Raw genomic sequence first — 17,780 nt, 5'->3', positions numbered from 1 at the left:
CGCTGAGCGCTTTGGTCGGTTTGCTGCGAGGTGCTGTAGGCGATGTTGGCCGCCTCGGCGACGGCTTGCTCCTGATTGACCTGATCGGTAATCACCGTGGCGAACTTCACCACCTTGTAGAGATTATTGTTGGCATCGGCCACCGGGTTGTAGGACGCCTCAAGCCAGACCGTACGACCATGGCTGTCGACACGTTTGAAACGGTCGGCCACGTACTCGCCCGCGTTCAGGCGACGCCAGAAGTTATGGTATGCGTCACTGTTGTATTCCTCCGGCAGGCAGAAGGTGCGGTGATGCTTGCCCTTGATCTGCGCCAGGCTGTAACCCATACCGCTGAGGAAGCGGTCGTTGGCGGTCAGCACGTTGCCGTTGAGGTCGAATTCGATCACCGCCGTGGAGCGCACCAGCGCGCCGATCAGGTTCTCGTGTTCGCGGGAGGCCTCGATGGTGCGGGTCAGGTCGCTGGAGAAGATCGAAAAACACTTGATCCGCCCGTCCGCCGAGCGCACCGGTTGCAGGATCGAACGCAACCACGCTTCCTGGCCGGTACCGCGCAACAGACGCACTGCGCCGGCGAAGTGCTCGCCACGGGTCAACGCGTTCTTGAAGCGCAGCTGGAATTCATCGGATTTCACGTGATCCGGGACCAGATCGTCGATGTGTCGGCCAATCAGGTCGCCGCTCTTGTAATGCATTTCGCCAAGGAAGTTCTGGTTGACCGACTGAACCCGCCCGTTGCTGTCGAGGGTCAGCACCAGCATTTCGCTTTCCAGACTTTCCTTCACTTGCTGGAGGCTGGAGAGTTCTTCACGAAGAGCCGACAGCTCCTGCTTCAAGCGTTTATTGAACATGGGAAAGCACCGATGGACAGGGGTAGAAAGCGATATGCAGCCTAACCATCGGCCTTGGAAACATTTTCTTAAGCGTGCTTCAGGCTTGTCCTACAAAAAATAGTTACGACATGCCCGATCAATGCGCGCCAGCCGCAGGACAGCCTGCGATTCTCGGCATCCGCGCACCGAAGTACGCCGCACTGCCCATGCCCACCGCGCCCATCACCGCACTGAACATCACGCAGATCCATGGACTCCACGGCATCAGACCGATCAACAACAGCGGTGTGACACTCGCCCATGCGGCATAGGCAATGTTGTAGGTGAACGAGATCCCCGAAACGAGAATCCGCGCCGGGAACAGGCTGACCATCACCGATGGCACCGCGCCAACTACCCCGCAGGACAGCCCGGCCACCGCATAGGCCAGGCCGATCCAGTCGCCGCCCATGATCAGGCAGGCATACAGCACGCCGATGCCCAGCGGCAGCAGCAGGCTATAGAGCATCACCGTGCGCCAGGCGCCGATGCGATCGACCAGCAGCCCGGCGAGCACGCAGCCGATGTTCAAGAACACGATGCCCAGTGCGCTCAAGGCGAAGGTATGGCTGGCGGTCATGCCAAAGGTTTTCTGCATCATGGTCGGGGTGATGACCACGAACACCACCACGGCCGAGGTCAGCACACAAGTGAGAATCATCGCCGGCAAAATGGCCAGGCGATGCTCGCGCAAGACCGTACGCAGCGGCAGTTCGCCGGCTGCCTCGCGCTGCGCCTGCATGGCCGTGAACACTGGGGTTTCGCTGAGCCAGCGACGCAGCCACACGCCAATCACTCCAAACACGCCGCCCAACAGGAAGGGATAACGCCAGGCGTAATCGAGGATTTCCGCCGCAGTGAACGCCTGCGCCAGGAAGGTCGCGGTCAAAGCACCGATCAGGTAACCGAAGGTCAGCCCCGCTTGCAGGAAACCCAGGGCATAGCCGCGATGGGCGATGGGCGCGTGCTCGGCGACGAATACCCAGGCACTGGGTACCTCACCGCCCACCGCCGCGCCTTGGAGGATGCGCAGGGCCAACAGCAGCAAGGGTGCGAAATAGCCGATTTGCGCGTAGGTCGGCATGATCCCGATCAGCAGACAGGGCAACGCCATCATCAGGATGCTCAGGCTGAAGACTTTCTTTCGCCCCAGACGGTCGGCGAAGTGCGCCATCAGGATGCCCCCCAGCGGTCGCGCCAGGTAACCGGTGACGAAGATCCCGAAGCTTTGCAGTAATCGAAGCCACTCGGGCATTTCCGGCGGGAAGAACAACTGGCTGAGGGTCAGGGCGAAAAACACGAAGATGATGAAGTCGTAGATTTCCAGCGCCCCGCCGAGAGCGGCGAGCCCCAGGGTTTTGTAGTCCGAGCGGCTGAACGGCGTCGGGCGCGAATCGGTGTTAGTCATGAAAAGAACTCTGGCACAGGCAAAAACCAAGGCGCCCATGGTCTACGCAAATGCACCGGCGGACAACCCGTTAGACCAAAGTCCCATAGCCACGAAACAGCCCCGCAAAAATCCTCGGCTTGAATTAATGTTGGCGCCTGTCCAGACGGGCGGTTACTGCCCCGAAGACCACTACAAACATAATAAATCCGAGGTACCCCCCGTGGCCGCTGATATCGAAGATAGCCGCTCCGCCCGCTTTGCCCTGCGCTGTTCAAGTTTTGCCGAACGCTGGTTTCCCGACTCCTGGGTGTTTGCTGCCCTGGCGGTGATTATCGTGGCCCTGGCCACCATGGCGATGGGTGCCAAGCCCACCGATGCCGCGGTGGCGTTCGGTGACGGCTTCTGGAGCCTGATCCCGTTCACCATGCAGATGGCGTTCGTGGTAATCGGTGGTTACGTGGTCGCCAGTTCGCCACCGGCGGTGAAGCTGATCGACCGCCTGGCGAAAATCCCAAAAAACGGCCGCTCCGCCGTGGCCTGGGTGGCGCTGATTTCCATGGTTGCTTCGCTGCTGAACTGGGGTCTGTCGCTGGTGTTCGGCGGTTTGCTGGTGCGCGCTCTGGCCCGCAGAACCGATCTGAAGATGGACTACCGCGCCGCCGGTGCCGCTGTCTACCTGGGCCTCGGCGCGGTTTGGGCCCTGGGCCTGTCATCGTCCGCTGCGCAATTGCAGGCCAACCCGGCCAGCCTGCCGCCGTCGATCCTGTCGATCACCGGGGTGATCCCTTTCACCCAGACGATCTTTCTTTGGCAGTCCGGTGTGATGTTGCTGGCTCTGATCATCGTTTCACTGATCGTTGCCTACGCCACCGCCCCCGGCCCGAACTCCGCGCGAGACGCCAACGCCTGCGGGATCGACCCAAGCTTCAACCTGCCACCGCTGCAACCACGCACCCGCCCCGGCGAATGGCTGGAACACAGCCCGCTGCTGACGATTCTGCTGGTGCTGCTGGCAGCCGGATGGCTGTTCCATGAGTTCTCGACCAAACCGGCCATCAGCGCGATTTCCGGGCTGAACACCTACAACTTCCTGTTCATCATGCTGGGGGCGCTACTGCACTGGCGTCCGCGCAGCTTTCTGGATGCCGTGTCCCGTGCGGTACCGACCACCACCGGTGTGTTGATCCAGTTCCCGCTGTACGGCTCGATCGCCGCACTGATGACTACGGTCAAGGGTGCCGATGCGCAGACCCTGGCGCACCACATCTCGACCTTTTTCGTCAGCATTGCCTCCCACGACACCTATGCCCTGCTGATGGGGGTGTACTCGGCGATCCTCGGCTTCTTCATTCCGTCCGGCGGCGGCAAGTGGATCATCGAAGCGCCGTACGTGATGCAGGTGGCCAATGACCTGAACTATCACCTGGGCTGGGCCGTACAGATCTACAACGCCGCCGAAGCCTTGCCGAACCTGATCAACCCGTTCTACATGCTGCCGTTGCTGGGCGTACTGGGGTTGAAGGCGCGGGACCTGATCGGCTTCTCGTTCGTACAGTTGCTGGTGCACACGCCGCTGGTGCTGTTTCTGCTGTGGGCACTGGGCACGACGCTGGCGTATACGCCGCCGGTGATGCCGTGAACCAAGTGGTGGTAATGGCATAGAACCCTGTGGGAGCGAGCTTGCTCGCGATGGCAATGTCACTGACATATTGATGCTGAATGTGCCGGCGCCATCGCGAGCAAACCCGCTCCCACTGTGGTTTCTCCCACATTAAGAGTGCACGTTGCCTGACAGCTTTTTACCTCCCCCCTCTAGACCAACCGCCGCCTGCGGTTTCAGTATGTAGCACCCACGCCAACGGGAAACCACGCTGAAAAGGATCTGAGCATGCTAAAACTTGCAGGACTGACTCTCGCAGCCGTCACCCTGAGTGCCGCTGCCCACGCCGATGTCGCCCTGAAACTGGGCAGTACCGAACGCGTTACCCGTCTCTTCGCCTATCCCAACAACTGCAACGTGATCTGCTTTCGCAACTGGACACTTGAACAGACCGTCGAGCATTACCTGACCCAAAGCGTGCAGCGTGATGGCTACACCGGGGCGAAGGTTCTGATCAAGACCGATAACAATCAGCTTTACGCCGAAATCAGCGGCGTACCCAACGGCTATGAAAAGCCTCTGGCCGCGCTGCTCGACGCCGGTGACCTGGCCTACAACGGCGCCAGCAAACTGAATGCCGATGGCAAGTGGGCGTATAGCTGGTACCTGTTCCTGCCGTTGGGCATGGCCCTGGAAAACCGCAAAAGCGTCGAACTGCTGCACTTCCCGCCAGACTATTCGCTGACCCAGGCCCAGGATTACCTGAGGTCCGCCACTACGGATCGCTGGGCCACGCTGCTGACTGCCAACGGCATCCCGGCCGGGCAGACGCCGGGCTACCAGACAATCATCGACATCGCCCCGATTGCCGCGCCGTCCAACGCGGGCAAAGACCTCGAAGGCGTCTACGGCTACTTCAAGGATTACCAGACCACCATGGTCAAGGAAGTCAGCCTGAACGCCAGCGGCGCAGCCCTGCCGATGGTCGCCTTCGGCGCACCGGTGCGTAACTGGATCAAAGAGCAATACGGGCAGACGGTGAACGTGTTGGGCCTGGTCCAGATCACCCCGGACAACGGCGTGAAAGTCCCCGTGCTGGGCTCCAACCATCCGAGCTACATTTGGTATGCCGCCGATCCGGCAAGCTACACCGGCAGTGACGCCCAGGCCAAGGCCGATGCGGCAGGCCTGAAAGTCATGGGTCAGGATTTGAGTGCTGCGTGCTGGCAGGCCGCCATGGGTCGCCAACCGGACAGCAATCCGGACGTTGAGCTCAATACCTGCAGGCAAACCTGGCAAGTGGCCCAGAAAGAAAAAACCTGCGAGCTGTTCTACACCTCGATCCGCAACCTGTCGCCCCAACAGGCTGTGGGCAAATGCGCGACAGCTTCGATCGTGTCCCAGCTCAAGCAGCTCAAGGCTCCGGCGCCAGCCACGGCGAAACCTGCTCCGCCGTTGTAACCCGATGAACGGCGAAAAAATCTGTCACTTATGACAGTAGACCGCCCGTGGTATCTGCGAGAGGCTTGGGCTGAACCCATGTGCTGCTGTGCTGACAGGACCGTCGGTGCAAGGAAGTCGCAGCACCCAGCAGACAGGGATTGTTATGAAAGCTCACGCCCCTCAACGAAAGCGCCCACAACCGCCGCAAGGTGTTTACCCCTTTTCGGAGCTGCCCGTTCGCTTGGGATTTCCCTCCCTGGCCGACTTCGAAATCATTGAAAACGCCAAGGGCGAAGCCACGGGTATTGCCGCACGGCGCGAATTCCCGCGAATCACCCGTATCTGCCGGGCGTCGGGGCATTTGCTGCCCTACCGCTGCCGGCATACCCGCCAGCTCGCCCCGGGCATACACGTCTACGACCCGCGCTTCTGCGGACTGTTGCGACACTCCTGCGACCCCAATGTCTTTCTGGACTTGAGCGAGTTGTGGATATGGGCGCTGAAGGACATCAGCAAGGGGGACTGGCTGACCATGGACTTCGCCGCCACCGAAGACAAACTGCAACGCCAATTTGCCTGCCAGTGCGGCTCATACGAGTGCCGTGGCTGGATTACCGGCTACGACGAGTCGCCAAACGCCGACGGCCAGGCGTTTCTGCAACGCTGGCGTCGGCAACGTCATTATTGACGGGTATTACTGAGGGTCGACCGGACGCAGGCGGTACTGCGGCGGCAGTTGCTCGAAGCCGCTGATGGTGGTGTTCAGGCTTTTCCAGCGACCGTCCTTGATGCCGTAGATGCAACCGTGGACCGACAGGCTCTGCCCGCGGTGCCAGGCATTTTGCACAATGCTGGTATGGGCGACGTTGGCCACTTGCTGAATCACGTTGAGTTCGCAGAGGCGGTCGACCTGTTCCTCTTCGGTGGCCAGTTTGGCCAGCTCTTCGCGCTTCTCGTAGTAGAGATCGCGAATCGAACGCAGCCAGCCGTCGATCAGGCCGAACTGGCGATCCTGCATCGAAGCGCGCACACCGCCGCAACCATAGTGGCCGGTGACAAGGATGTGTTTGACCTTGAGCACATCGACCGCGTACTGAATCACCGACAGGCAGTTGAGGTCGGTGTGCAGCACGACGTTGGCCACATTACGGTGTACGAACAGATCGCCCGGCAGCATGCCGACGATCTCGTTGGCCGGCACCCGGGCGTCGGAACAACCGATCCACAGGAACTCTGGGGTCTGTTGGCGAGCCAGCTTGGCGAAGAAGTCAGGATCTTCCTCCTTGATCGCAGCGGCCCAACGCTCGTTGTTATCAATCAGATCTTGTAATTCGTTCATGCTTTGAAGCCTCAAGAATGATGCGCAGCTTTGACTGACAACCGTCCGTCGGGGTCACGCGCGAAAATGCAGATGCTCTCCTGATCCGGAACACGGGGCTCCATGCCGGTGGAATTCTCGGTAGCCACGGGGGTCAACCGTAGTAGGGACTACAGTATGAGGAATTGCCATGAATGATTCACGACGTCCGTACGATGCGGTGCAACCGGAACCCGTCGATGACAACGAAGACCGCATGGGCTCGGTGCGTGAGCTGGATTTCGACGCCGAAGAACCCAGCGCCAGAATCGGTGACGAACTACCGGAAAAGGAGCGCGAGCAACTGCTGCCGCGCCAGCGCGGACGTGAAGCGGGCCTGACCGCTGCCGCGACCGGTGACCATCAACCTACCGATGACGATCTGAGCCCGGAAACCCTGATCCGTGAGGACGGCGCCCGGGATGCCCATGAGGCGGGCAATGATAGCCGTGCGGATTGGGACCTGAGCATCGTCGATGAGGACGATATCGGCGGTGGCAATGGCCTGGATGAGGCTGAACTGGCTCAGCGCGATCCGATGGACGGCAAGCGATAATTTTTTAGTGCCAGTTCAGCCGCCTTCGCGAGCAAGCCCGCTCCCACAGGGGGAATGCATTCCAAATGTGGGAGCGGGCTTGCTCGCGAAGCTTTTGAGGCTCAATCCACCAAAGTGCAGGCCATGACCACCGCATCTTCGCGCCCGCCCACCGCCGGGTAGTAATCCCGACGCCGGCCGATCTCGTTGAAACCATATCGCTCATACAGCTTGAACGCCGCGGTATTGCTGTCGCGCACTTCCAGGAAACACTCCCGGGCGTCGGCCTTGTAGGCAATCGACATCAAATGCTCAAGCAAGGTCAGCCCCAGGCCCCGGCCCTGGTTTTCCGGCTTGACCGTAATGTTCAGCAGGTGCGCCTCGTCGAGGATGATCTGCACCACACCGTGGCCGACCTGTTGCTGACCTTCGAACATCAGCCAGATCTGATACTTGCCCAGGCCATCGAGGAAAATCCCGCGGGTCCAGGGATGGCTATAGGCCGCATATTCGATTTTCAGTACAGCTTCCAGGTCCGCCTCGGTCATCGGGCGAAACGATACAGCGTCACTCATTCGATTCTTTCCAGCGCGCCATCAGCCGACGCATGGCTTGCCAGACATCAGCCTTACGCTGTGGCTCTTCCATTAATAATTCCAGGCCCGGCACCGCCCAGGCCGAGCCCAGGCCTTCGATCTGCAATTCGCGATTGAACGCCTCGGCATCCGCTTCGCCGGCAAATCGCACCGCAGGCAAGCCGATCAGCCACAAGCAGGCGCAGGGCGTTTCTTCCATGCGCACCGAGAGAAAACCTTGCACGAAGTCGCGGGCCGCTTCCGGGCCCTGATCCATCGTGCCACGCACCAACAACGGCCAACGCACCGGCTCACCGACGATCTGCGGACTGTCCGGCAGACCGGCGGCGCGCAGCATGTCCTTGAGCAGCAGGTAGGCAGGATCGCGAGTCTGGAAGGATTCACCTGTGGGTAACTCCACCAGCAGCAGGCAACGCCCGGCCCGCAATAATTGCAGGGCGAAACGCGGGGGCGGCACGATGGGTGCCTTGACCACGGCTGGCGTCTCTTCGGCCTCTTCCACCGGTTTGGCGCCGGTGCGGGTGCTGGCCAGCGATGGCCGTGGCACCTCGATCTTCACCCGCTCGGCCGGTTTGACCACAGGCGCCACGGGCGTATCGGCCACAACAGCGGGCACGACAGGCGCGACCACAACCGGCTCGGGAATCTCCAGCAGCTCGGGCCGCGACGGCGCGGCAAAGGGCAATTCGGTGCGCGGCAGCCAGTTGACCACCTGCATGGCGGCCAGATAAGCGCGACGACGGGACTCGATAAGCAAAGGTCGGCCACTTGTGGATAACTAAAGTGCGCTGATTCTACCGCCGTTCGCTGAAGATCGCCCGCAGTTGATCGATGCACCTTACCGAAAAGAAGGCGACAGTCCGTCCCGAGAGTGAATCGCATTGCCCCCGATGCAGTACAATCGCGGCTTTTAATCGCCAACCAGCCGGCCATTCCGATGATCGAACCCAAGCGCGTCTTGCGCGCCCTCGCTGAACACTGGGCACTTCTGGAGCCACTGTGCGAGCACTTCGACCAAGGCACACTGAGCCTGAACGAACTGCGCACGCAACTGGCCGCCCAGCAACTCGACAGTACGCCGCAGGACATCACCAGCCTGCTGGATGTGTGGATTCGCCTCGACATCCTGGTTCCCGTGGCCAAAAGCCCGAACCGTTTCGAGCTCAATGCGCAGATTCACGACTTCCTCGCCTATCTGCGCCGTGAACACCGTCTGGGCCTGTGCCTGGAGATCGAAGCCTACCTGCGCCACCTCGAGCGTCTGGCCGGTTATATCCAGGACGCATTCGATATCCGCGACGGCAACGACCTCGCCCGCCAATTGCGCCTGCTCGACATGCGCGTGCGTGACGTGCTGAAAAAACTCGATAACGACGAACAGGCACTGGTGGCCGTCGCCGAACGGGCGAAAACCAGCGACCGGCAGATTCCGTTGCGCCAGCGTTATGCTGAAGTGCTGGCGACCTGGGACGAATACGTAGAGCCAATGATTGATCTGGTGAACGCCGACGGCGCCTTCGAACAAGGCGTGCGCAAGGTCGAAACCGTCCTGCTGAAGATGCTCAGCGAACAGCAGCGCCTCGGCCACCTGGTCGACGACGACATGTTGCTGCGCACCCACGCGCGCATCCTCGAAATGCAGACCAGCGCCCAGCTGACCCTGCGTCACGCCCGCGAGCTGCTGCTGCCGCTGCGCGAAGAAGCGCGCCGGCACAACGCCGTGACCCGTGGCGCCGCATTGGCCCTGTCGATGATCCGCCGCAAAGGCATCGACGCCGTGCCGCAAGCGGCGATGCCGATGTTCACTCGCCCACAGAGCACCTTCCTCGGCAGTGCCAGCCAGGTCGAAGCCTACGTTTATGCCTTGGCCCGCTTCGAACCGAAACCGGCGCGCTTCCCCAAGGCTCACAAGACCCAGAAAGGCGAAGCGCCACGGGCGCCACGCACCGTTCGGGAAATGCTCGAGCGCTGCGAAGACGCCCTGCCGATGCCGGACCTGATGACCTGGCTGCTGGAGCAGGAACCGGACGGCGCCACCGACGAATTGCTGTACTGGTTCTCGCGCCTGTCGCGGGAAAAACGCTTCAAGCGCGAGCGCCTGGAACGTCGCGAATACCATACTCACGAGCACCAGGTCAGCCTGCGCTCCTTCGCCCTGCTCTCGGTCAGCGACACCGCCGCCGAGGATTCTGCGAGCACTCCCTATGCATCTTGATCTATCCGAACTGTCCCAGCTGGCGCCGATCTTTCGCGAGCTGTTCAAGGGTTATCACGTCAGCCGCCGCGATCCGGAGCTGTACGCGCAGTTGTCGAACTTCCAGGACCAGTACCGCACGCTGTTCAAGGCCCTGGGCTTTGAACTGGTCTGCGACACCCGTGGCTTCTACTACTTCGTGCCGGACCTCGCGGCGGCGGCGGTGAACAAGACCGCCCAGCGTCTGGCGCTGTTCACCTTTATCCTCGTCGAGCACCTGGCCGATCAAGGCCGCGACCCGATCGCCGTGCTCGACGGCGGCAGCCTCGGTCGCGATGAATTGCCGTCGCTGCTGGAAAAGTACCGCGACCTGTTCATCCAGGCCGAAGTGCAGACCCAGGACGAGCTCGAAGAAAAGATCATGCGCCGCATGACCCAGCTCGGTTTCGCCAGCGAAGAGAACGGCGTCTACCGTTTCCTGCCGCCGATGCACCGCTTCCTCGATGTGTGCCTGTCGGTGCAACAGGACCGCGATCTGGCCGCCAGCCTGCACAGCGTCCTGCCGTTGCCGGTACCGGTGCTGATCGACGAAGACAGCGACGAAAAGCTGTTGCAGACCGATGACCCGCTCGACCTCGCGGGTTTTGAAGACGAAAGCGAAGAAGACGCACTGGCCCGCGCCATCGCCGAAGAACAGGAGCTCGACGCATGAGCAAGGAACGTTACGGCATCCGCCGCTTTGCCCTTTTGAACACCGCCGGCTACAGCCTCGGCCTGTTCCCGCTGGAAGAGCCGCTATCGGTATACGGCGCCAACAACCTGGGTAAATCCGCCTCGATCAACGCCCTGCAGTTCCCGATCCTGGCGCGCATGTCGGACATGAGCTTCGGCAAGTACAGCCTGGAGCAGTCCCGGCGCTTCTACTTCGCCTCGGACACCAGCTACATCCTGGTGGAGGTGAACCTGCCCCACGGCCCCCACGTGATCGGTGTGGTCGGCCGCGGCCCGGGCGGCGGCTTCGGTCACCAGTTCTTTGCCTATGCCGGCAAACTGGACCTGGCCCACTACCAGAAAAACGACACCTGCCTGCGCCAGAAAGAACTGTTCACCAACCTTGAGCGCGAAGGCCTGAAAGCCTACGAACTCAAGCCGGACGAACTGCGCCGCCTGCTGGTTGGCGGTCACACTTCGATCCCGCTGGACCTGACGCTGATCCCGCTACGCTCCACCAGCGAGCAGAGCCTGAAGACCTTCCGCGCCCTGTTCATCAACCTGCTGCACATGCGCGAAATCACCGCGGCCAAGCTCAAGCAGCTGTTCCTCGATGCCTTCGAGCACAGCCTGCGCTCCGGCAGCGTCGACTACATCGCCGCGTGTGAAGAAGCGTTCCGCGATGTACGACGCATGGAGCAGGACTACAACTCGCTGGTCGCCGCCGGCCCGCTGGTCGAAGCCCTGGCCAACGGCGTGAAGCAACGCGACATTCTGCGCGGCAAACTGCACCGGATCTCACCGCTGCTCGACTCCTTGCTCGGCACCTGGTCGGACTACGCCAGTGCGCGCAAGGAAGAGCTGACCATTCAGGCCGAGCACTACCGCAACGAGCAGGATGCCCTGCAAAACGACCAGCGCGGTGGCACCCAGGAACTGATGCGTCTGGAACGGGAAATCACCGGCATCCAGCGCTGGCTCGGCGAATTGTCGGTGCTCAAGCATCGCTTTGCCCTGGTCGATGACGTCAAGGTGCTGGAGCAGCAGCTGCTGGCCGCCAAGGACGCTCACGATGAACTGGCCGGTGCGCTGGCACAGTCCCGCCAGTTCAGCGCCGAAGACCTGGACGAGCGCCTGCGCGACCTGGAAAAACGCCTGAAGTCGGTCAAGCAGCAGCTCGATCACGCCGACAACAACAGTTATGCCCGCCTGCGGGAAGAATTCTCGCAGCAAGACGTCGAACGCCTGATGCGCCTGTTCAACAGCGCACTGTTCAGCCTGCCGCTGGGTGAACACGGCATCACCCTCGACGACGACGGCGAGTGGGTCAAATCCGTGGAGCTGATCCTCGACGGTTTCAAAGGCGAACGCTTCGAAGTGCCGGGCCTGTCCATCGACATCTCGCACATCGAACCACCGGCGCTGCAGGCCTTGGCTGACCGCGCAGCCCTGCGCGACCAGAAGGAGCGCCTGGACAAAGAACTCAAGCAACTGAAGACCCAGCAGGCCGTGGCGGCCGACCGCGCCGCGAGCAAGACCCAGACTGAAGTGCTGTACCAGCAAGTGCTGGATGCGCAGAAAGCCCTGGAGGATTTCCGTCGCGCGCAAACCCTGAGCGCCGAGGAAGGCGACAAGCTGGAACAGATGGCGCAGATGGAAGCCGCACAGGACGAATTGAAGCGTTCCAGCGATGCCTTTACCGAGCGCGTCCAGCAACTGTCGGCCAAGCTGCAGCTGGTCGGCCGGCAGATCGGCGACATGGAAGCCAAGCAACGCACCCTCGATGACGCCCTGCGCCGCCGTCAGTTGCTGCCCGCGGACCTGCCGTTCGGCACACCGTTCATGGACCCGATCGACGATTCCATGGACAACCTGCTGCCACTGCTCAACGACTATCAGGACAGCTGGCAAGGCCTGCTGCGGGCCGACGGCCAGATCGAAGCGCTGTACGCCCAGGTACGCCTCAAGGGCGTGGCCAAGTTCGACAGCGAAGACGATATGGAGCGTCGCCTGCAACTGCTGATCAACGCCTATGCGCACCGTACCGACGAAGCCCTGACCCTGGGCAAGGCTCGCCGTGCCGCCGTGACGGACATCGCCCGGACCCTGCGCAACATCCGCAGCGACTATGACAGCCTCGAACACCAACTGGCACTGTTCAACCGCGAGATCAACAAACGCCAGGTCTCCAACCTGCAAAGCTTCCGCATCGTGCTCGCACCGAACAAGGAAGCGCTCAAGCACATCGACCAGATCATTCACAGCGCAGGTCAGTACGAAGAAGGCGAAACCCTGTCGGTCTTCGATCTGAGCCAAAGTGCCGAGCAGGACAACAAGAACGAAGAGGCCAAGGAATACCTGGCGCGGCTGGTGGCGGCCAACCACAACCAGCTCGGCCTCAAGGACTTGTTCGAACTGGCGTTCGAGATCACCAAGGTCAACGGCCAACCGGTGATCCACACCGACATCGACGGCGCGGCGTCCAACGGCACCACCATGACCATCAAGGCATTGACCAACATGTACTTGTTGCTGCACTTGATGGACCGTGACCAGGCCGGTCGCGTACGCCTGCCGTACTACCTCGACGAGGCGGCGGACATCGATGAGAAGAACCAGGCCGCATTGCTGGAAACCAGCCTGCAACTGGGCTTCGTGCCGATCCTGGCGAGCGTGAAGCCGCAGGTCTGCGCCAGTGTCGCCATCGACCTGGAAGGTGGCAGCGGGCCGGCTGGCATCTACATCGATGAGGCGGACTGGAAGTACATCCGTCGTCACGATCAGGTAAGGGCGACGATCAACGAACAAGCGGATGAACCGGAGCTGGATGCGGTCTGAGGCTTGAATCGAAGGCAATAAAAAGGCCGCGGTCCAATGGATCGCGGCCTTTTTCATAGGTGTGTCATTTAGCTTTGCAGTGAACTTCAGGGCCTCTTCGCGGGCAAGCCCGCTCCTACATTTGATCGCATATCTTCAGGAACAACCCAGTCCCCCTGTGGGAGCGGGCTTGCCCGCGAAGGCGTCATCACTGACGCCACATAACCCTCCGACTATTTACCGAGGGAGATCTTCGGCGCCCAGCCCAGCCACTCCTCTTCGAACTTGTCGAACAGCGCGAACGTCTGCTCCGGTCGCGCCGGGCTACCCATGCGCTCGCCATCCGGCGTGGCAAAGGCGACACCACCCTGAATCATCGTCTCCAGTGATTCAGTACGCACCGTTGCACCTTTGAACAGGCCGACATCGAAGTCGAAACCGCTGGTGTTCCAGAATCGTGTACCGCTGCGTACCAATGGCGCGTACTTCGGCTCGATCAGGATATGGATCAGCACGCGATCAGCGGTCTGGCCCAGTTCATAACTGGTCACCTTGCCCACGGTGATTTCGCGATACGTCACCGGCACCCCGGCCTTCAGCGAACCGCGACGTGCCGCGCTCAGCACCAGACTCAATCCCGCTTCCTGCTTGGCAGTTTCGGGCGCGGCGGCCAAAACGACAAAGTTCTTCTGCGGTCCCAGGTTCTTCGGCGCCGGTTGTACCTCGATGTATTGCCCGGTCACCAGGGTTTCGAGGTTGGACGTCTTGATCAGGCCCAGTTCAGGCTTGACCACCCAGAACTGACTGCCGACCCGGGCAATGCGCTCTGGCACTTCGGTAATCCGCGCGGTCAACAGCACCGATTGCAGGTCCTCGCTGAGATCAACATCCTCCACCTTGCCGACATCCAGCCCCTTGAAACGAATCGGAGTGCCGGTACGCAGGCCATCAGCGCGATCGAGCTTGAGCGTGATGACTTCGCCCTTCTGCGTAGCGTCTTCATGGTTCGCGAACAGACGGAAACGTGGAATACGCTTCTGCAACGGGGCGTTGTCCTGCGGGGTCTCGAAGGCAATGCCGCCGGCCATCAAGCTCTGCAATGACTCGCTTTTAACCTGGACCCCGCCGGTCAGTCCGCCCGTGAGGGTGATGCCACTGGCGTTCCAGAAGCGCGTCGAGGCGTTGACCAGGCCTTCATATTCCTTCTCGATGTGTACGCCAATGATCAGTTGTTTCTTTTTGCGGGAGAACTGATAGCTCTGTACGGAGCCGACTTTGACCTGCTTGTAGAGAACCGGGCTGCCGACTTCCAGCGAACCGAGGTTTTCCGTGAACAAAACAAGGTGCAGGCCCGGTGCACGCAGATCCAGCGGCGGTGCCTTGGCCCGGGCTACAAACTCCCGCTGTGGCGCCGAACCCTTGTCGCCAGGCCGTACAGCGATGTAGTTACCTTTGACCAACGCCTCGAGACCGGTAATCCCCGCCAGGGAAATCGACGGCTTCACCACCCAGAACTGAGTGCCTTCGACCAGGTAATCCTCGGCCAATGGGTCCATCGTCAACTCGGCGGTTGCGCCAGACAGATCCGCATCGACCTTCAGCGTTTTCAGGCTGCCCACCTGAATACCCTTGTACATCACCGGTGTGCGACCGGCCTGCAAGCCGTCGAAATCACTGAGCTTGACCTTCACCCGGATACCGGCGGCGGCGGCGTCAAAGTCTTCATAGAGTCTGAACGGCAGGCTCGGATCGGTAGGCGGACTGTCCTTTCGGTTTTCGGGTGTGGCGAACGCAATACCACCGGCGACGATGCTGGCCAGGGACTCACTGCGGACCTTCACACCCGACAGATTGGCGTCGATGCTGATGCCGCTGGCATTCCAGAAGCGTGTGTGTTTGCGCACCAGTTTGGCGTAAGTCGGCTCAATGAAGACCTTGAGCTCGACAGTGTTCTGGTCCTCGGACAATACATAGCTTTTGATCTGGCCCACTTTGATCTGTTTGTAAAACACCGGACTGCCACGGTTCAGCGAGCCCAGGCGGTCGGCCTTGATAGTCAAGTGCAGACCGGGCTGGGCATCGGAGAGCGGCGGTTCCTGGGCCAGGGCCTTGAACTTGCGGACCGGCTCGCCTTCCCCCGGGCTGATGGCGACATAGTTACCTGAAACCAGCGTCTCGAGACCGGTAATCCCTGCCAGCGTCACGCTCGGCTTGACCAGCCAGAAACGCGTGCTGGTTCGCAGGTATGGCTCTACGTCCTTGTTCATTTCGATGCTGGCGATCACGCCTTTGGAATTGCCTTCGTCATCGAGCTTGAGGCTTTTGACCTTGCCGACCGACATGCCTTTATAGACAACTTCGGTCTTGTTGGCCTGAATGCCCTCGCCGCTCTCAAAACGCACCTGAATCTCGATACCGGTCTCGTTATAGGCACGCCAGCCGAGCCAGCCGCCGATGATCAAGGCGATCAGGGGCAACACCCAAATGGCAGACCAGTTCGAAGCCGGTCGGGTTTTCGCTACAGGCAAATCAGTCATGGTCGTCGTCCGACTCCGTGTTATCCCAAATCAGTCGGGGATCAAAAGTTACCGCGGCAAGCATCGTCAGAATCACCACCGTGGCGAAAGCGATGGCGCCAAGATTGGCTTCGATGCTGGCAAGCCGCCCAAAATTCACGACCGCCACGAGGATGGCAATCACAAAGATATCGAGCATCGACCAGCGGCCGATGAATTCAATGAAACGGTACATCCAGATACGCTGGCGAGCCGAAAGGGGCTGACGGCGCTGCACGGAAAACAGCAGCAGAGCGATGCCCACCAGCTTGAACGTGGGCACCACGATACTGGCGATAAACACCACGGCCGCAATGGGGAACATTCCGTAGTGCATCAGTTCGATCACACCTGCCATGATCGTGCTCGGCGCACCTTTGCCCAAGGAGTTCACGGTCATGATCGGCAGCAAATTGGCCGGTATGTAAAGAATGGCGGCGGTAATCAGCAATGCCCAGGTGCGCACCAGGCTATTCGGGCTGCGGGCGTGTACCAGCGCCCCGCAGCGCGTACAGACTTGCTCATCGGTATCAGCTTCCTGCCGGTTCAATTCATGACATTCCTTGCAAATCAGAATGCCCGCATCAATCGCCCGCATGGGCATCCTCTCCTGATAACGCTTGCCAGATCTGGTGTGGAGACATTACGACCTCCAGCCAGACTTGAATCAGCAACAAACCAATGAAGCACACCAGGCCGAGGCCTACGGTGATGGCTGCCATATCTGCCAGTTTTACGATCGCCACCAGTACGCCCATGAAGTAAACCTCGAGCATCCCCCATTCGCGTATATGGTGATAAATGCGATAGAGCAGCAAGCCGTAGCTGCGTCCGACATCAAAACGGATACTCAACAATACGGTCAGTTGGCACAGCAGCTTGAGCAGCGGGATCCCCATGCTGCACAGGAATACAATCACTGAAACGCTTTGCATACCCGTGTCAAAAAGGGCGACAACGCCGCTCCAGACAGTGTCTTGCGAAGACTGCCCGAGTAGATTGAGCTGCATGATGGGTAAAAAGTTCGCCGGAATAAACAACAACAAGGCGGCTATGACAAGGGCGAGACTGCGCTGTACGACATTGTACCGATTGGCATAAAGCTCGTAGCCACAGCGCGGACACATGGCTTTTTCGCCATGGGCGAGTTCGGGTTTACGCATGAGCAAGTCGCACTCATGGCAGGCAACCAGATTTTCCAGTGGTATTTCTGACAGCTCTTTGGCGTCAACCGAATCCGGCATAAGCGCTCTGACTCTGAAAAAGTTGGACCTATTCTAGTGTCCCGGGACAAAAATAACTGCGCCAATTTGTGCTTGATTGATCGTGCTTTTTCTACGACAAAAACAAAACCCCTACCTGCATACGCAGATAGGGGTTTCGGAATTTAATCTTGACGATGACCTACTCTCACATGGGGAAACCCCACACTACCATCGGCGATGCATCGTTTCACTGCTGAGTTCGGGATGGGATCAGGTGGTTCCAACGCTCTATGGTCGTCAAGAAATTCGGGTACTGAGTCGTGGCCAGTCGGCCTCGCTTCAGCAAATTGGGTATGTGACAGCTTTCGGTGTTTTGCAAGAGTCGAACTTTCGGTTCTTTCGTCTTCACACACCGCAATCTGATGCTCTTTCGAGTAAGCAAATTGCTTGGGTGTTATATGGTCAAGCCTCACGGGCAATTAGTATTGGTTAGCTCAACGCCTCA

The 17,780-nt window shown here is 60.2% G+C and carries 14 protein-coding genes, 1 rRNA gene and 1 pseudogene; 7 read left to right on the top strand and 9 right to left on the bottom strand.

Annotation, left to right across the window (positions count from 1 at the left end):
• Positions 1-122: 122 nt before the first annotated feature.
• Both KGA98_RS28650 and KGA98_RS06595 read right to left on the bottom strand, forming a co-directional pair.
• A pseudogene (locus KGA98_RS28650) lies at positions 123-761 on the bottom strand (PAS domain-containing protein); the annotation flags it as partial.
• 208 nt (positions 762-969) lie between these two features.
• Positions 970-2,280, bottom strand: coding sequence for an MFS transporter (locus tag KGA98_RS06595; RefSeq protein WP_411736657.1), 1,311 nt, complete (start codon positions 2,278-2,280; stop codon positions 970-972).
• Between the two features lie 202 nt (positions 2,281-2,482).
• Between KGA98_RS06595 and KGA98_RS06590 the strand changes: the two genes are divergently transcribed.
• From KGA98_RS06590 to KGA98_RS06580, 3 genes are all read left to right on the top strand, one after another.
• On the top strand, positions 2,483-3,901 hold the full coding sequence (locus KGA98_RS06590; RefSeq protein ID WP_223501886.1) for a short-chain fatty acid transporter: 1,419 nt from the start codon (positions 2,483-2,485) through the stop codon (positions 3,899-3,901).
• A gap of 249 nt (positions 3,902-4,150) precedes the next feature.
• Positions 4,151-5,323: a hypothetical protein gene (locus KGA98_RS06585; RefSeq protein ID WP_090457689.1), complete on the top strand. Its 1,173-nt coding sequence runs from the start codon at positions 4,151-4,153 to the stop codon at positions 5,321-5,323.
• A gap of 145 nt (positions 5,324-5,468) precedes the next feature.
• On the top strand, positions 5,469-5,993 hold the full coding sequence (locus tag KGA98_RS06580) for a lysine methyltransferase (RefSeq protein ID WP_090457690.1): 525 nt from the start codon (positions 5,469-5,471) through the stop codon (positions 5,991-5,993).
• Positions 5,994-5,999: 6 nt separating this feature from the next.
• On the opposite strand, the gene can is transcribed toward KGA98_RS06580, so the two are convergent.
• Positions 6,000-6,644 carry a carbonate dehydratase gene (can, locus tag KGA98_RS06575; protein ID WP_057713295.1) on the bottom strand — a complete coding sequence of 215 codons (645 nt, stop codon included), beginning with the start codon at positions 6,642-6,644 and terminating at the stop codon, positions 6,000-6,002.
• 169 nt (positions 6,645-6,813) lie between these two features.
• Between can and KGA98_RS06570 the strand changes: the two genes are divergently transcribed.
• Positions 6,814-7,218, top strand: a complete 405-nt coding sequence (locus KGA98_RS06570; RefSeq protein ID WP_223501885.1) for a serine kinase/phosphatase — start codon at positions 6,814-6,816, stop codon at positions 7,216-7,218.
• Between the two features lie 101 nt (positions 7,219-7,319).
• On the opposite strand, the gene rimI is transcribed toward KGA98_RS06570, so the two are convergent.
• Complete coding sequence (gene rimI / locus KGA98_RS06565; RefSeq protein ID WP_007981794.1) at positions 7,320-7,772, bottom strand: ribosomal protein S18-alanine N-acetyltransferase; 453 nt, start codon at positions 7,770-7,772, stop codon at positions 7,320-7,322.
• Positions 7,765-8,511 (bottom strand): energy transducer TonB, encoded by a 747-nt coding sequence (locus KGA98_RS06560; RefSeq protein ID WP_090457694.1) that lies wholly within the window; start codon positions 8,509-8,511, stop codon positions 7,765-7,767. Before KGA98_RS06560 ends, rimI begins: the two co-directional genes overlap by 8 nt.
• 219 nt (positions 8,512-8,730) lie before the next feature.
• Here KGA98_RS06560 and mksB point away from each other — a divergent pair, with 219 nt between their 5' ends.
• From mksB to mksF, 3 genes are read left to right on the top strand one after another with little or no spacing between them, the layout of a single operon-like run.
• A complete protein-coding gene (gene mksB / locus KGA98_RS06555) occupies positions 8,731-10,008 on the top strand; it encodes an Mks condensin complex protein MksB (RefSeq protein WP_174245530.1) in 1,278 nt (425 codons plus the stop codon).
• Positions 9,998-10,699 (top strand): Mks condensin complex protein MksE, encoded by a 702-nt coding sequence (gene mksE, locus KGA98_RS06550; RefSeq protein WP_090457698.1) that lies wholly within the window; start codon positions 9,998-10,000, stop codon positions 10,697-10,699. Before mksB ends, mksE begins: the two co-directional genes overlap by 11 nt.
• Positions 10,696-13,536, top strand: coding sequence for an Mks condensin complex protein MksF (mksF, locus tag KGA98_RS06545; protein WP_057713290.1), 2,841 nt, complete (start codon positions 10,696-10,698; stop codon positions 13,534-13,536). Before mksE ends, mksF begins: the two co-directional genes overlap by 4 nt.
• 212 nt (positions 13,537-13,748) lie before the next feature.
• Here the strand turns inward: mksF and KGA98_RS06540 are convergent, their stop codons facing one another.
• The 4 genes from KGA98_RS06540 to rrf all read right to left on the bottom strand — a co-directional run bounded on the left by KGA98_RS06540 (position 13,749) and on the right by rrf (position 17,577).
• Positions 13,749-16,052: an intermembrane transport protein PqiB gene (locus KGA98_RS06540; RefSeq protein WP_223501884.1), complete on the bottom strand. Its 2,304-nt coding sequence runs from the start codon at positions 16,050-16,052 to the stop codon at positions 13,749-13,751.
• The gene (locus KGA98_RS06535; RefSeq protein ID WP_007997011.1) at positions 16,045-16,668 is read right to left on the bottom strand and encodes a paraquat-inducible protein A; all 624 of its coding nucleotides are present in this window, start codon (positions 16,666-16,668) and stop codon (positions 16,045-16,047) included. The genes KGA98_RS06540 and KGA98_RS06535 overlap by 8 nt, the downstream gene beginning before the upstream one ends.
• Positions 16,655-17,314 carry a paraquat-inducible protein A gene (locus tag KGA98_RS06530; protein WP_057713288.1) on the bottom strand — a complete coding sequence of 220 codons (660 nt, stop codon included), beginning with the start codon at positions 17,312-17,314 and terminating at the stop codon, positions 16,655-16,657. Before KGA98_RS06530 ends, KGA98_RS06535 begins: the two co-directional genes overlap by 14 nt.
• Positions 17,315-17,461: 147 nt before the next feature.
• Positions 17,462-17,577, bottom strand: a 5S ribosomal RNA gene (gene rrf, locus KGA98_RS06525).
• Positions 17,578-17,780 lie beyond the last annotated feature (203 nt).

Source organism: Pseudomonas sp. BF-R-24, assembly GCF_019947335.1.
Classification (GTDB): domain Bacteria; phylum Pseudomonadota; class Gammaproteobacteria; order Pseudomonadales; family Pseudomonadaceae; genus Aquipseudomonas; species Aquipseudomonas jessenii.
Note: the sequence above shows the minus strand (reverse complement) of the source record. Positions and strands in the feature narration are given on the sequence as shown.